Below are 13,077 nucleotides of genomic sequence, written 5' to 3'. Positions count from 1 at the left end.
TTGCCCAAGAGCCTGCGTCGATCAGATCTTGCGCAAGGGACCGGGTGTGTAATTGGCAATCGGCGGCTTGATGAAACTGGGCGGGGTTGCGCTTTCGGCCACCTGGGCGCGGGCCAGCTTGGGATCGACTTCATCGATGAAGGCTATGCCGAAGCGATTGTCCTGAATCCAGGCGACGACGCCTTCGACCCAGCCGATATTGCGCAGGTTCACTTCAACATTCGTGCCGCGCTGCACCCGCATCGGGCCTTCGGCCATCATGCCGCCGGCGGAAAGATTGCGCACCTTGACCCGATGTTCGGCGTCGGCCCCCACCAGGCGCACCTCTGCCAGGAGGAAAAGGCTGTCACGCCCCAACTGCCGATGGTCCATGTCCGTCACCAAAGGTCCCGCCGCTTCAAGAGTTTCGCCATGCATGCGGCACACTGGGAGCGTCCGCACACAGAGCAATCGCACAAATTCGTGGCTCGTTCCTAAACGGCCAAGGTAAATAACAGGTTAGCGGCGGAGGCCGTTAACCAGATCCTTGGCCATGGCGGGCCGCCCGAAGGCGGCCCAACCATCACATATCGCGCGAAATCTTCTCGCGACGTTCGTGCGCGGCCTGCGCCTCGACCGTCATTGTCGCGATAGGGCGAGCGACAAGGCGGCCAAGACCTATCGGTTCACCCGTCACTTCGCAGTAACCATAGTCGCCTTCATCGATCCGGCGCATGGCGGAATCGATCTTGGCGATCAGCTTGCGCTGGCGATCACGCGTACGCAGTTCGATGCCCCAGTCGGTTTCGCTCGATGCCCGGTCATTCAGGTCCGGCTCGCGGATCGGGCCATCCTGCAGCGCCGAAAGCGTACCGGCCGCCGCCGAGAGGATCGACTTCTTCCATTCCAGCAATAGCTTGCGGAAATAATCCTGCTGCGCTTCATTCATGTAAGGTTCGTCGTCATTGGGCACATAATCACCTGGCATGGCGCGGCGCGCCTTTGCCAGGACGTCGATTTCGTCACTCAAGACACCAGCCATTCGGCCCTCCGCATACCAAGCTATCCGCCCCTCCCGGCTCGCTTCTTTTCCCCTTGCGGACGAGCAAGCTCTACACTGGCGCGCCTATAGGGTCGGCCCCAAACGGGCACAAGCTATTTGGCGCATACAATGCATTAAGGGCTGCTGAAGAGGCATTGGTCACACCGGGTTATCCCCACCCTGTTTCATCCGAAAACAGATCAGTGGGTGCGTTAACCATTTATTGACCAAGATTGGTGACTTTCGTCTTATCGGAGCCACCAAGGGATTGTGCTCCACCACGGGGGTAAAGGTAAATGACACAGTCCTGGATAAAGCTGGTTTCCGATGAATCGAGCCAAGCCATCGCCGCCGAATCAACCGAAGCGGGAGACCTGCTGGTCGCGACCTGCCTTGCCGCTGCCGCAAGTGGCGATAGCAACGCGCTGTTCGACCTTGGAGTCGCCTATTCCACCGGCAGCCATGGCGTGGCGTGCGACATGATCGAGGCGCACAAGTGGTTCAACCTCGCCGCTGTCGGCGGCCACGATGAAGCCGCCCGGTGCCGCGCCGACATTTCCGACGAAATGACCGCCCGCGAAATTTCCGAAGCCCAGCGTCGCGCCCGCGAATGGCTGCGCAGCGGAAGGGCCGCCGCCTGACGGCCGATCAATGCCGCTCGGCTAACGAAAGCGGACTTTCCGGATACGACGCCATTGCGGACATGATCGCTGTTGTGCGAGGTTGCACCAGACTATGCGTATGAAGCAAATCTTGCCGAAAATCTCTGAAGCGGGCCTTCTTCTCGCGGCCCTATTTTTCACACTTCCATATGTGCCTTCGCATGAAATTGAGCGACTACCGCTTTTGCCGGGTGCAGCGTTTTCTGTCGCTTTCTTTGCTGGCAGTCGGATGCTCCGATGGAGGCCAAATTACTTAGTCCCATTAGCCGAGGTAGCCGCATTCGCACTGTTTGCTTGGGTGTCAAATGCACTAGCTAACCTGATTTACGCGACCTCCCCCTAGAGACCGCTCCCCACCCCAAAACAGCCGTCCGACCGAAAAAGTCGAAATTCCGGAAGCCGTCATTAGCGTCATGCCTTCCAACCCCGCTCATCCTGAGCCTGTCGAAGGATGTCGCGCAGAGGGTGGTGCCGGTGCTGGCCATCCGCGCCACGGTCACGTGCCGGGCAGCCGACGGGGTGAAGGCGTCCAGACCTGCCGTGGCGCGTGTCCTTCGACAGGCTCAGGATGAGCGGGCTTGGGGTAGATCATCCCCGTCCCACGCCATCACCCCTTCCGAAACGGCGTCCGCTCGCCCAGCAGCAACTGGTCCTGCGCGATTCCGGCGCGTTCGCGTTCCAGAAAATCGGCAACCGCCCGCCGGAACCCCGGATCGACGATGTAGTGCGCCGACCAGGTCTGCACCGGCTCATAGCCTCGCGCCAGCTTGTGCCCGCCTTGGGCGCCCGCCTCAACGCGTTTCAGGCCCAGCGCAATCGCGGCGTCTATCGCCTGATAATAACACAGTTCGAAATGCAGGAACGGCTTGTCTACCTGCGCGCCCCAGTACCGGCCGTATAGCGCGTCCGCGCCGATGAAGTTCAGCGCGCCCGCCACCGCCTGCCCATCGATAAACGCCATAAGCAGCAGCACCTTGTCGGCCATGCGTTCGCCGATCAGGTCGAACGCCTCGCGCGTCAGGTAGGGCCGCCCCCATTTGCGCGCGCCGGTGTCCTGATAGAATATCCAGAACGCATCCCAGTGTTCGGGCCTGATCTGTGCTCCGCTGAGAGTGCGGATTTCCACGCCGTCCTGCGCCTTTGCGCGTTCCTTGCGCAGATTCTTGCGCTTGTCCGATGACAGTACGCCAAGGAAATCGTCGAAGCTGGCGTAGCCGCGGTTTTCCCAATGGAACTGGATGTCGCTCCGCAGCATCCACCCCGCCTCTTCGAACAAGGGCAATTGTCCGGGCGTGATGAACGTGGCGTGGGCCGATGACAGGCCGTTGCCATCACACAACTGTTCGGCGGCGCGCAGCAGCGGCAAGGCGAGGTCCGGGCGATCACCCGTCAGCAGCCTTGGCCCGGTGGCGGGCGTGAACGGCGCGGCGATCTGCAGCTTGGGATAATAGTCCCCGCCCGCGCGCGTCCATGCATCCGCCCACGAATGATCGAACACATATTCGCCCTGGCTGTGGCTCTTCAGATACGCGGGCAGCGCCGCAGCGGGGCGTCCGTCCTCGCCCTCGATCACGATGGGCAGGGGCGACCAGCCGGTACGTGCACCGACCGAGCGCGAATCTTCCAGCAGCTTCAGGAAAGCGTGGGATACGAAAGGATTACACGGCCCCGCCAGCCGGTCCCAGTCGGCGGCGGCGATTTCCGAAACGGCCTTGTGGATGCGCGCGGTAAAGGTCACGGCAGGCTTATGCCCCCAGCCCCGCGCCCTCGGCAATAGGTCCATCGGCACAGTCAGCCGCCCGCGCCGCCAGTTCCGCCGAACGCACTGTCCATGTCAGTACCGGGAACCCGCGCGTGCGCTGCGCGGCCACGAACTTGCTCGGCAGATCGCGCACGTCCCACGCCAAGAACTGCGGCCTGGCCTGCCAGAACGCGGCATAGAGCCTTACCAGCGCAGGCAATGTGCGGCTGCCGTTCTCGGTCACTACCAGCCCATGCACGATATGCGGCGAATAGCGCGCGAACCAGCGCGATACGCGCGGATCGAAGCTCATCACCGCCACTGGTCCGCGATAGCCTTCCAGCGCCCGCCGCACCGCAAGGCACAGCGGCGCCGCGCGCAATTCCCGCTTCGATTTCAGTTCGATCAGCACGGGCACCCGGCCGCCGACCTGATCGAGAAACGTCCGCAGCGTCGGAATGCAATCCTCGCTTCCGCGCAAGGTGACCTTCGTCAACTGGTCCATGCGCCAGTCGAGCACCGCGCCGGTTTCTCCGGTCAGCCGGTCCAGTTCCCAGTCGTGGAATACTACGGCCTGCCCGTCCGCCGTGCGCTGCACATCGCATTCTATGCCCAGACCGCGCTCTATCGCCAGCGTGAAGCCGGTTGGCGAGTTTTCAGGAACGTCGGATCCATGCAGCCCGCGATGGGCATAAGTGACCCCGCGCAGCCAGCCGACTCGCGCCTGATCGGGCGCGGGGACGAGAAAACGGTCAAGCAGGGCGAATAGCAATGATCGCATCGACTTCCACAGCCGCTCCCAAAGGCAGCACCGGCACACCCACCGCGCTGCGCGCATGCTTGCCCGCATCGCCAAACGCGGCAACCATCAGTTCGGACGCGCCATTGGCCACCTTGGGCTGATCGGTAAAGTCTTTCGCCGAACTGATGAACGCGCCCAGCTTCACCACGCGCTCCACCCGGTCAAGCGACCCCAGCGCCGCCTTGACTTGCGCCAGGATCATAAGCGCGCATGCCTGCGCCGCCGCATTGCCCTGTTCAAGGCTCACGTCCTTGCCCAGGCGTCCGGTGACCAGCTTGCCATCGATGAACGGCAATTGCCCGGAAACGTGCAGCAGCCCGCCCGCTTCGACCGTGGGCACATAAGCGGCAACGGGCGCGGCGGCCTGTGGCAGGGTCAGACCCAAATCGGCCAGCCGGGCTTCAACGGTATCGGTCACGCATCTTCTCCATGAATTTGTTCGAGTATCCACGGCAAGGCCGCATCCCACTGATCGATCCGCGCATGGGCATGGCCCGCCTGATGCGCGCAATCGATATGCGGGGCAAGCAGTGGCTCCCCGCACAAGTGCAGCCGGATAACCTCCGGCGTCAATTGCGAGACCGAATCATGATGCTGGGGCAGGTCATCGATGAACAGCGCGCGGGTGGGGCGGTATTCATCCAGAATGGCCTTCAACGCCGGTCCTTTCGGTCCCTGATTGGTGAACACCCGCGCATTGATGCCCGCATCGGCCAATTGGCGCGTACGGGTTTCCCGGCGGTGATGGTCCAGATTGGTCAGGATCACCACGTCGGCATTTTCGGCAATCGTGTTGATCCCCGCTACCGCGCCCGCGATAGTGTGCTGGCGGTACATCTCGGTATCGAAAAATCGGTTGAGCAGGTTCCACATTTCCTTCGTGGGAACCTCGCTGCCATCATGCGCATAGCGCAGGGCCTTGGCGAAATCATGCTGGTCCATGCGGAAAGTGACGCCTTCCTTCTCTGCCAGCCAATCCCGGAACGGGGCCACCATGTGCAACAGGACCTCGTCACAATCACTGATGATCAGGGGGCGGGTCATCCAAGGTCCTTTCGTGCGGCGATGATGGCCGCTGGCGAAATGTCGAGCGCGAAGGCCGCGTTGACAAGGTCCGCCTCATGGTTGGCGAGAAAATCGAGCACTGCGCCCAAAATGGAGGCATCTTCCAGCCCCGCCCTCAATTCTTCAGGCGTCAGGCCGGTCAGCGTCAAAAAACGGTCCGCGCGGGGACCGTCGGACAGCACCCAGCCGAGCGCCTGCAGGGCGAGCGCTGTGGCATCAGGCGTGGAGGCAGGCTCGCGGATGATTGTCATGGCCTTTCGCGGGCAATAAGGGTGCCCCGAACGCGGCGATCCGACGCCGTTGCGGGAACAGGCGTGTCAGTGGCAAAAAGAATTCTGGTTGTCGAGGACAACGACCTCAACCGCAAACTGTTCTGCGACCTTTTGCGCGCCAACGGGTTCGAGGTGGAGCCGGTTGCCGACGGGCGCGAGGCGATCGAGAAGACACGGCTGTTCATGCCCAACCTGGTGATCATGGACATCCAGTTGCCCAACATTTCCGGGATGGACCTGATCGTCGCGATCAAGGCCGATGATGACCTGAAAGCGATCCCGATCCTTGCTGTCACCGCCTATGCCGGCAAGGGCGACGAGGATTCGATCCGCGATGCCGGCGCCGAAGGATATCTCGCCAAGCCCGTTTCCATCGGGCCGTTCATGGTGGCGGTGAACAAGCTGGTCTGACGGCGGACTGCCTGCCTTACGCCCCGTTGTCGGCTTTTACGTCCGGTGTCGTATCCCAGCGCACCGAAACGGCGCCATAAGTGCTGACCGCATAAGGCATGGCAAATGTCAGAAGCAGCTTGAACCAGTTAACCGGAGCGGTGCCGAAAAGAGCGTCTCCCTGATTGATCAGGTTGAGCGCGCTGCCCACAACCACTGCCACTTTCAGCGATCGCATCGGCACTCCGTCCGAAACGGCCAAATGCCATGCGCGCCTGATCGGATGATTCACCGCCACATCTTTCGTCACATCACGGCGGCCGCATTCGAGACATGCTCGATCACGAAGGTCAGCACGGTCAGACACAGCCCGGCCATGAAGCTCTTGTAGGCATAGGCGAGATAGCGATACTTCTTGCGCTGCAACACCTGTCCGTTCTGATAAATATCGTGCAACATGGCGCGGAACACCGTTTCGTCGGCATGCAGTTCGGCCAGAACGGCATCGGTCCACTCATCCTCGTCCATATGGCTGAAATAACCGAAGAACAGCTTGTTCGGGCGACCATCTTGGATCACCTTCGGCCCGCTAACGGTAGGCAGCACCGCAAACACCGCGCACATCGCCGATATGAACGCAAAGATTGCCAGAACGCCTAGCGACCATGGCATCGATCCGTTGCGCGCCTGCCCCACCGCAATTGTAAATACCAGGAACGTCGCACCCATCAATATCGAGGCCTTGGCATCGGCCATCTGGCTGAGCGACAGGTTGATCTGCTGGGTCGTGCGGACAAGATGGATGGCGTGGTTGGAAAACCCGGTGGGTGAAAGCGGCGATGGTGTCGCCACAGGCTTTTCCGTCTGCTGTCCTTCTGCTGCCAAGTTCCCCCACTCCTGTTTTGCGCGATTTTGATCTAAACCGGGGATGACACACTGTTGGCGCGCTTGACAAGCGGGGGCAATGGCCGCTTTTCCGCCGCAATCGTCTGGCAGGGGCTTGTCGCCCATTGGAGTAGTAAAAATGGATCGCGCCGCAACCGCCGAAAAGATCGCCGAACTGATCGAACCCTTCAACAAGAAGGGCATCGAAGTGACCGAGGCGACCACTTTTGCAGGCGATCTGGAATGGGACAGCCTGACCGTGATGGACTTCGTGGCCGCCATTGAGGACGATTTCGATATCATCATCAGTATGAACCAGCAGGCCGAAATCGAAACGTACGGCCAGTTGATCGACGCTGTGACCAAGCTTCAGGGCTGATCCCGGTTGCCGAAGGCAGAGGATAACCTAAACCCATGACCGACCTCTTTTCGAAGTTCGACCCCCTGATCGAGCAGCGTCGCGCGCTGCTTGCAGGTGGCGTGGAAGACCCGTTCAATCTGGTGATGGAACGGGTGATCTCGCCCACGGTCGCCGTGTGCAACGGGCGCGAGACAATCCTGCTCGGCACCTACAATTACATGGGGATGACATTCGATCCCGATGTGATCGCGGTGGGCAAGCAGGCGCTCGAAGATTTCGGATCGGGCACCACCGGAAGCCGCGTGTTGAACGGGACTTATGCCGGGCACCGCGCCTGCGAAGAGGCGCTCAAGGAATTCTACGGCATGGATCATGCCATGGTGTTTTCCACCGGGTATCAGGCCAACCTCGGCATCATCAGCACGATTGCGGGCAAGGGCGATTATATCGTGCTCGATATCGACAGCCACGCCTCGATCTGGGACGGCTGCAAGATGGGCGATGCCGAAGTCGTGCCGTTCAAGCACAATGATATCGTCGCCATGGAAAAGCGTCTCAAGCGCATTCCCGAAGGCGCGGGCAAGCTGGTCGTGCTCGAAGGCGTCTATTCGATGCTGGGCGATATCGCCCCGCTCAAGGACATGATCCGCGTCGCCAAGGAAAACGGCGCGATGGTGCTGGTCGATGAAGCGCACTCGATGGGCTTCATCGGTCCCAACGGGCGCGGCGTGGCCGAAGATCAGGGCTGCCTCGATGATGTCGATTTCGTGATCGGCACCTTCTCCAAATCGGTCGGCACCGTTGGCGGTTTCTGCGTTTCGAATCATCCCAAGTTCGAAATCCTGCGCCTTGTCTGCCGCCCTTACGTGTTCACCGCGTCGCTTCCGCCAAGCGTCGTCCACACCGCCGCCACCTCCATCCGCAAGCTTATGCACGGTGAGGCCAAGCGCGCGCACTTGTGGGAAAATTCGCGTGTGCTTCACAAGGGCCTGCGCGATCTCGGCTTCACGCTGGGCACCGATGAACCGCAAAGCGCGATCATCGCGGTCATCATGCCCGATCTGGAACGCGGCGCGGGCATGTGGGAGGCACTCCTTCACGAAGGACTTTACGTCAACCTCGCCCGTCCCCCGGCAACGCCTGCGGGAATGACCCTGCTGCGCTGCTCGCTTTGCGCCGAACACACCGCCGATCAGGTGCAGACCATCATCGGCATGTTCGAACGCGCCGGGAAAGCCGTGGGGATCATCTGATGCGCAGTGCGTGGGCTGCGCTGGCCCTGATCGCGACCCAGGCTCTCGCGACTGCGACGCTGGCGCAGACCCAGCCGACCATGCCTCCTGCCGTGGGCATGACCGAAAAGCCCTGCCCCACCCAGACGCAGGGCTTCAACTACGCGCATCCTTATGTACGCCAGTACGATTGGGCATGGCTGTGCCGCTATGCGGAGGCGGACAAGCAGCTCGCGCAGGCTCCGCGCGTTGTTTTCATCGGCGATTCAATCACCGAAGGCTGGGTTGGCCTTGCCCCGTCACTGTTCGTCAGCGGCGCGGTGGGGCGCGGAATCAGCGGGCAGACCAGCCCACAGATCCTGTTGCGTTTCTATCAGGATGTCGTCCGTCTTCGCCCGAAGGTGGTACACATCATGATCGGCACCAATGACATTGCGGGCAATACCGGGCCATCCAGCCCCGAAATGTACGCCAACCACGTTGCGGCAATGGTCGATCTCGCCCGCGCCAATGGCATTGCCGTAGTCCTCGGCAGCGTATTGCCCGCTGCGAAATTCCCGTGGAACGCCCGGCTCAACCCCGCGCCGCAGGTCATTGCGCTGAACACCTGGCTGCGGGATTTCGCCAAGGCGCGCGGCGCGGTCTATGCCGATTACCACAAGGCTCTCGCCAACCCCCAAGGCGGCATCAACCCCGACCTTGCGCCCGATGGCATCCACCCCAACGCCAAGGGCTATGCCATCATGGAACCAATCGCGCGGGCGGCCATTGCGGAGGCGGAAAAGCTGGGCAGCGCCGCGCCGGTAAGGCGCTGACAGCCGTGCTCTGAACTTCACCGCACCGGATCGGGCGGATTGTGCTTCATCACGAACCCGACGCTTGCCTCGACCATCGCCAGCCGGGTGGCGCTGCGCGAAAGCCAGTGATCCTCGCCCGGAAGCGTAACCATCTCAACCGGTTTGCCCGCCGCGCGCAACGCAACCTCCATCACACGGCTTTGTTCGAACGGCACGACAAGATCGTCCTTGCCATGAATCAGCATTACCGGCGCATCCGCCTTGGCCGCGAACACGACCGGAGAGATCGCGCGCAGATCGGACTTGGCCCCGACTTCTTCGGCCAGCGCCATTTTCAACGCCTTGTCCGAGCCGGATTCGCGGATGTCGGTAATCGCCATCTTTGCCACGTCGCTCACCCCGGCCACCGCCACCGAACAGCGATAAAGCCCCTGCTGAAGCGTAACGCCCGCCAGCGCCGCATAGCCGCCGTAGCTGGCTCCGACGATGCAGGCGCGTCGGGGATCAACGATGCCCTGTGCCGAAAGATAAGCGAGACCATCGGATATGTCGGACTGCATCTTGCGGCCCCATTCGCGATTGCCAGCCCGCTGGAACGCCACGCCATAGCCCGTAGAGCCTCTGAAATTGGGCTGCAGCACGGCATATCCGCGCGATGCAAAAGCCTGTGCCCACCAATCGAATCCGGGATAATCGCGCGAAGACGGCCCGCCATGCGGCAGGATCACCACCGGCAGGTTCTTTGGATCGCGCCCCGGCGGAAGCGTGAGAACGGCAGGGATTTCCAGCCCGTCGGCGGCCTTGTATCGGATCATCCGCATCGGCCCGACCATGGTGGGGTCCATCGGATAGGACGTGCCGATTTCACTCGCATTGCCGGTGCGGATATTCACGCGCCACCACGTTTGCGGGTCACCCGGCCCCTCTGTCATGACCAGCAACTGATCAAAAGCCTTGTTCCAGTCCTTGATATGCACTGAAAGGTTTGGAAAGGCCTTCACCGTGGCATTGGCCACCTTCTGGCGGAACGTGTCGGCGAAATGATACGAAGGCACATCGCCTTCCTCCCGCCAGCCGACCATTTGGCGGGTATCTTCGTCCAGATAGGCAGCGTCTATCGAAGCATTGGGCAGGATTTCCCTGGGTTCACCGCCGACTTCGGGAATTTCGAACCAACGCTCCCCCTCGCCCTCACGGTCCTCCGCAAGGATGATGGTTCCGGGGGTGGTGCCCCCGCCGACCAGATTGACACGACCCAACCCGTTCTTGCCCTTGGCGATCTCCTGCTTTTCTGCGTTGCGGATTTCCCATGAACCGGTTCCCGAATCAAAATCGAGCGTCGCGCGCACGGTTCCACCGGGTCCCAGCACCCAATCGCGAAAGCCCGGTCGTTCAAAGCGTGGCGCGATGATAGTCGCCTTGCCGTTTTGCAGATCAACTTCATACAAGACGGCCGCCAGGCTTTTCAGATATGGCCCGGAACGGAAATCCTGCTCCATCGCAATCCCGCTGAAGTAGCCATAGTAGCGACCGTCTCGCTGCTGAACGCCGTAAAACTGCCGGACACCACCGGTAATTCTCGGATTGTTTTCAAAGACCATCCACGTCTTCAACGTATCGACCGGGATGACGAGCATCGCATAAAGCTCGGTCTTCTCCGTGATGAATCCGGGACCAAGCTTGACCGTATCGGACTTGTACAACAGTATCCGGTCATCCCCCACCCAATACAAGCCGCGCACTTTGGCATCGTCCACAGGAATTGCGCCCAAGGGTTTCTTGTTCTGATCGAGGATCACAAGAGTCCGCACATTGTTGACCAGACCGATGATGGCTACGCGATCTCCCGAAGCGGATATCGCCGCCCGCTCTACACCCGGCAGATTCCCGTAGAGCGACAGTGGCGGCACATCCGCCGCCCACGCCGCGGATTTCAGGCATGCCAACATCAAAAGTGCCATTGCCAGAATGCGTGGACATGCAGATCTGAACATCGGCGATACTTTCAGTGGTTCAATAATGACACAGTCAGGATAACCACCTCGCAGACCGGTGGAACACCTTAATTCGCGAGGTGCGTACATATTGCCTATTTCTGGCACGTCCCGCAGAAAAACGTGGAACGCCCGCCCTGCACGACCCTCTCGACGGTGCCACCACAGGCGCAGGCTTCCCCCTCGCGTCCGTAAACACGCCAGTCCTTGGCGAAGTAGCCGAGTTCACCGCTGGGCCGGGCATAGTCGCGCAGCGTCGATCCACCCGCGGCAATCGATTCGTTCAGCACATCGCGGATTGCCGGCACCAACAGGGCCAATGCTTTGGCAGAAACCTTCCCGCCTTCGCGCTCAGGGTGGATGCCTGCGCGGCCCAGTGCCTCGCACACATAGATATTGCCCAGCCCTGCCACGATCCGCTGGTCGAGCAGCAACAGCTTCACCGCCGCGATCCGTCCCTTGAACGCGGCCTTCAGGTGCGCCACCGAAAGCCCCTCACCCAAAGGCTCCGGTCCCAGCGCGGCGAATTGCGGCCATGCGTCGAGCGCCGCCGTATCGACCAGATCGACCGAGCCGAACCGGCGCGCATCGTTCAGCGACAGCACCCGGCCGTCAGCGGTCTCCAGCACCAGATGATCGTGCTTGCCGATGTCTTCGGGATCGATTCGCCAGCGCCCCGACATGCCGAGGTGGAACACCATCGTCCGGTCGCGGTCGGTATGGATCAGTCCGTACTTCGCCCGCCGCGATAGCCCTGTCACGCGCGCGCCGGTCAACGCCTGCGCCAGATCGACCGGGAACGGACGCCGCAGATCGGCACGATTGACGCCCACGCGCGTTATCACCTGCCCATCAAGCACGGTTGCAAGGCCTCGGACGGTGGTTTCTACTTCGGGAAGTTCGGGCATAACCCTTCCACCCCTAACACCCTTTGCCGTCCGGGCAATTCCCCACTAAAGGCGCAAGGCATGACCGCTCCTGAAACTGCATCGTTCGGATACGACGACATCCCCGCCGAGGAAAAGGAACGCCGCGTCGGCGCGATCTTCTCCAATGTCGCGCGCAAGTATGACGTGATGAACGATGCCATGTCGGTCGGCATGCACCGCTTGTGGAAGGACAAGTTCGTGCGACGCGTGCGGCCAAAAGATGGCGAAACGATCCTCGACATGGCGGGCGGCACCGGCGACATCGCCTTCCGCATGGCGCCTTCGGGCGCGCAGATCACGGTGTCTGACATCAATCAGGACATGCTCGATGTCGGGATCGAACGCGCGATGAAGCGCGGGATCGACGGCCTCGTCTGGTCGCGCCAGAATGCCGAGGAACTGACCTTCGGGGATCGCTTCTTTGATGCCTACACCATCGCTTTCGGCATCCGCAACGTGACTCACATCGACAAGGCACTGGCCGAGGCCCACCGTGTGCTGAAGTTCGGCGGGCGCTTCTTCTGCCTCGAATTCTCGACCACGCAATGGCCGGGTTTTTCGGAAATATACGATGCCTATTCGCACAAGCTGGTGCCAAAGCTGGGTCAGATGATCGCGGGCGACGAGGAATCCTACCGCTACCTGATCGAATCGATCCGCCGCTTCCCCACCATGCCCGCGTTCGAAGGCATGATCCGCAACGCAGGCTTCCGCCACACCAAGGTCGAACCGATCCTTGGCGGCCTGGTGGCGATCCATTCGGGCTGGAAGGTGTGATGCAGCGCAACACATTGCCTGTCCCCCTCCTCGTCAGAGGAGGGAGCGCCTTATCGCTGTTTCTCCCCCTCCTCTTCAGAAGAGGGGGCTCTTTATCGCTGTTTCTCTCCCTCCTCTTCAGAGGAGGGGGCCGGGGGGTGGTGCTGCCA

The 13,077-nt window shown here is 61.4% G+C and carries 17 protein-coding genes; 6 read left to right on the top strand and 11 right to left on the bottom strand.

The features are described from left to right. Positions 1-21: 21 nt before the first annotated feature. Positions 22-417 (bottom strand): PilZ domain-containing protein, encoded by a 396-nt coding sequence (locus LUA85_RS02595; RefSeq protein ID WP_231466782.1) that lies wholly within the window; start codon positions 415-417, stop codon positions 22-24. Between the two features lie 145 nt (positions 418-562). Continuing rightward, positions 563-1,021 (bottom strand): RNA polymerase-binding protein DksA, encoded by a 459-nt coding sequence (gene dksA, locus LUA85_RS02590; protein ID WP_231466781.1) that lies wholly within the window; start codon positions 1,019-1,021, stop codon positions 563-565. 296 nt (positions 1,022-1,317) lie between these two features. Here dksA and LUA85_RS02585 point away from each other — a divergent pair, with 296 nt between their 5' ends. Then, positions 1,318-1,662 (top strand): hypothetical protein, encoded by a 345-nt coding sequence (locus LUA85_RS02585; RefSeq protein ID WP_231466780.1) that lies wholly within the window; start codon positions 1,318-1,320, stop codon positions 1,660-1,662. A gap of 628 nt (positions 1,663-2,290) precedes the next feature. Here the strand turns inward: LUA85_RS02585 and LUA85_RS02580 are convergent. Genes LUA85_RS02580 through LUA85_RS02560 form a run of 5 tightly spaced genes read right to left on the bottom strand, consistent with a single transcriptional unit; the run spans position 2,291 to position 5,542 of the window. Further along, on the bottom strand, positions 2,291-3,421 hold the full coding sequence (locus tag LUA85_RS02580; RefSeq protein ID WP_231466779.1) for a GNAT family N-acetyltransferase: 1,131 nt from the start codon (positions 3,419-3,421) through the stop codon (positions 2,291-2,293). Positions 3,422-3,428: 7 nt separating this feature from the next. Beyond that, entirely contained in the window at positions 3,429-4,205 is a 777-nt protein-coding gene (locus tag LUA85_RS02575; RefSeq protein WP_231466778.1) for a glycerophosphodiester phosphodiesterase family protein, read from the bottom strand. After that, the gene (locus LUA85_RS02570; protein ID WP_231466777.1) at positions 4,177-4,644 is read right to left on the bottom strand and encodes a RidA family protein; all 468 of its coding nucleotides are present in this window, start codon (positions 4,642-4,644) and stop codon (positions 4,177-4,179) included. Before LUA85_RS02570 ends, LUA85_RS02575 begins: the two co-directional genes overlap by 29 nt. Next, entirely contained in the window at positions 4,641-5,270 is a 630-nt protein-coding gene (locus LUA85_RS02565; protein WP_231466776.1) for an HAD family hydrolase, read from the bottom strand. The genes LUA85_RS02570 and LUA85_RS02565 overlap by 4 nt, the downstream gene beginning before the upstream one ends. Continuing rightward, the gene (locus LUA85_RS02560; protein WP_231466775.1) at positions 5,267-5,542 is read right to left on the bottom strand and encodes a DUF3572 family protein; all 276 of its coding nucleotides are present in this window, start codon (positions 5,540-5,542) and stop codon (positions 5,267-5,269) included. Before LUA85_RS02560 ends, LUA85_RS02565 begins: the two co-directional genes overlap by 4 nt. Positions 5,543-5,611: 69 nt before the next feature. Between LUA85_RS02560 and LUA85_RS02555 the strand changes: the two genes are divergently transcribed. Next, a complete protein-coding gene (locus LUA85_RS02555) occupies positions 5,612-5,974 on the top strand; it encodes a response regulator (RefSeq protein ID WP_231466774.1) in 363 nt (120 codons plus the stop codon). A 16-nt stretch (positions 5,975-5,990) separates the two neighbouring features. Here LUA85_RS02555 and nrtS read toward each other — a convergent pair whose 3' ends face one another. Both nrtS and LUA85_RS02545 read right to left on the bottom strand, forming a co-directional pair. Further along, positions 5,991-6,191, bottom strand: coding sequence for a nitrate/nitrite transporter NrtS (gene nrtS / locus LUA85_RS02550; protein ID WP_231466773.1), 201 nt, complete (start codon positions 6,189-6,191; stop codon positions 5,991-5,993). Positions 6,192-6,259: 68 nt separating this feature from the next. Further along, positions 6,260-6,838, bottom strand: a complete 579-nt coding sequence (locus LUA85_RS02545; protein ID WP_231466772.1) for a Pycsar system effector family protein — start codon at positions 6,836-6,838, stop codon at positions 6,260-6,262. A gap of 139 nt (positions 6,839-6,977) precedes the next feature. On the opposite strand from LUA85_RS02545, the gene LUA85_RS02540 reads away from it, so the two are divergent. Genes LUA85_RS02540 through LUA85_RS02530 form a run of 3 tightly spaced genes read left to right on the top strand, consistent with a single transcriptional unit; the run spans position 6,978 to position 9,246 of the window. Further along, entirely contained in the window at positions 6,978-7,217 is a 240-nt protein-coding gene (locus LUA85_RS02540) for an acyl carrier protein (protein WP_231466771.1), read from the top strand. Positions 7,218-7,252: 35 nt separating this feature from the next. Next, positions 7,253-8,452 (top strand): aminotransferase class I/II-fold pyridoxal phosphate-dependent enzyme, encoded by a 1,200-nt coding sequence (locus LUA85_RS02535; RefSeq protein WP_231466770.1) that lies wholly within the window; start codon positions 7,253-7,255, stop codon positions 8,450-8,452. Beyond that, positions 8,452-9,246 (top strand): GDSL-type esterase/lipase family protein, encoded by a 795-nt coding sequence (locus LUA85_RS02530; protein ID WP_231466769.1) that lies wholly within the window; start codon positions 8,452-8,454, stop codon positions 9,244-9,246. Before LUA85_RS02535 ends, LUA85_RS02530 begins: the two co-directional genes overlap by 1 nt. A gap of 17 nt (positions 9,247-9,263) precedes the next feature. Here LUA85_RS02530 and LUA85_RS02525 read toward each other — a convergent pair whose 3' ends face one another. Next, positions 9,264-11,189 carry a S9 family peptidase gene (locus LUA85_RS02525; protein WP_231466768.1) on the bottom strand — a complete coding sequence of 642 codons (1,926 nt, stop codon included), beginning with the start codon at positions 11,187-11,189 and terminating at the stop codon, positions 9,264-9,266. A 128-nt stretch (positions 11,190-11,317) separates the two neighbouring features. After that, on the bottom strand, positions 11,318-12,130 hold the full coding sequence (gene mutM, locus LUA85_RS02520; RefSeq protein ID WP_231466767.1) for a bifunctional DNA-formamidopyrimidine glycosylase/DNA-(apurinic or apyrimidinic site) lyase: 813 nt from the start codon (positions 12,128-12,130) through the stop codon (positions 11,318-11,320). A gap of 60 nt (positions 12,131-12,190) precedes the next feature. On the opposite strand from mutM, the gene LUA85_RS02515 reads away from it, so the two are divergent. Continuing rightward, the gene (locus LUA85_RS02515; protein ID WP_231466766.1) at positions 12,191-12,928 is read left to right on the top strand and encodes a class I SAM-dependent methyltransferase; all 738 of its coding nucleotides are present in this window, start codon (positions 12,191-12,193) and stop codon (positions 12,926-12,928) included. The last annotated feature ends 149 nt before the right edge of the window (positions 12,929-13,077 follow it).

The sequence above is a fragment of the Novosphingobium sp. CECT 9465 genome, assembly GCF_920987055.1.
GTDB lineage: Bacteria > Pseudomonadota > Alphaproteobacteria > Sphingomonadales > Sphingomonadaceae > Novosphingobium.
The sequence above is the reverse complement of the archived record's forward strand: the minus strand, read 5'-3'. Positions and strand labels throughout refer to the sequence as shown.

Bases quoted from the DNA above. Each gene is read 5' to 3' on its own strand.
- nrtS (WP_231466773.1), bottom strand. From the start codon at position 6,191: ATGCGATCGCTGAAAGTGGCAGTGGTTGTGGGCAGCGCGCTCAACCTG.
- LUA85_RS02585 (WP_231466780.1), top strand. From the start codon at position 1,318: ATGACACAGTCCTGGATAAAGCTGGTTTCCGATGAATCGAGCCAAGCC.
- LUA85_RS02595 (WP_231466782.1), bottom strand. From the start codon at position 417: ATGCATGGCGAAACTCTTGAAGCGGCGGGACCTTTGGTGACGGACATG.
- mutM (WP_231466767.1), bottom strand. From the start codon at position 12,130: ATGCCCGAACTTCCCGAAGTAGAAACCACCGTCCGAGGCCTTGCAACC.
- LUA85_RS02560 (WP_231466775.1), bottom strand. From the start codon at position 5,542: ATGACAATCATCCGCGAGCCTGCCTCCACGCCTGATGCCACAGCGCTC.
- LUA85_RS02530 (WP_231466769.1), top strand. From the start codon at position 8,452: ATGCGCAGTGCGTGGGCTGCGCTGGCCCTGATCGCGACCCAGGCTCTC.
- LUA85_RS02515 (WP_231466766.1), top strand. From the start codon at position 12,191: ATGACCGCTCCTGAAACTGCATCGTTCGGATACGACGACATCCCCGCC.
- LUA85_RS02575 (WP_231466778.1), bottom strand. From the start codon at position 4,205: ATGCGATCATTGCTATTCGCCCTGCTTGACCGTTTTCTCGTCCCCGCG.
- LUA85_RS02525 (WP_231466768.1), bottom strand. From the start codon at position 11,189: ATGGCACTTTTGATGTTGGCATGCCTGAAATCCGCGGCGTGGGCGGCG.
- LUA85_RS02565 (WP_231466776.1), bottom strand. From the start codon at position 5,270: ATGACCCGCCCCCTGATCATCAGTGATTGTGACGAGGTCCTGTTGCAC.
- LUA85_RS02535 (WP_231466770.1), top strand. From the start codon at position 7,253: ATGACCGACCTCTTTTCGAAGTTCGACCCCCTGATCGAGCAGCGTCGC.
- LUA85_RS02540 (WP_231466771.1), top strand. From the start codon at position 6,978: ATGGATCGCGCCGCAACCGCCGAAAAGATCGCCGAACTGATCGAACCC.
- dksA (WP_231466781.1), bottom strand. From the start codon at position 1,021: ATGGCTGGTGTCTTGAGTGACGAAATCGACGTCCTGGCAAAGGCGCGC.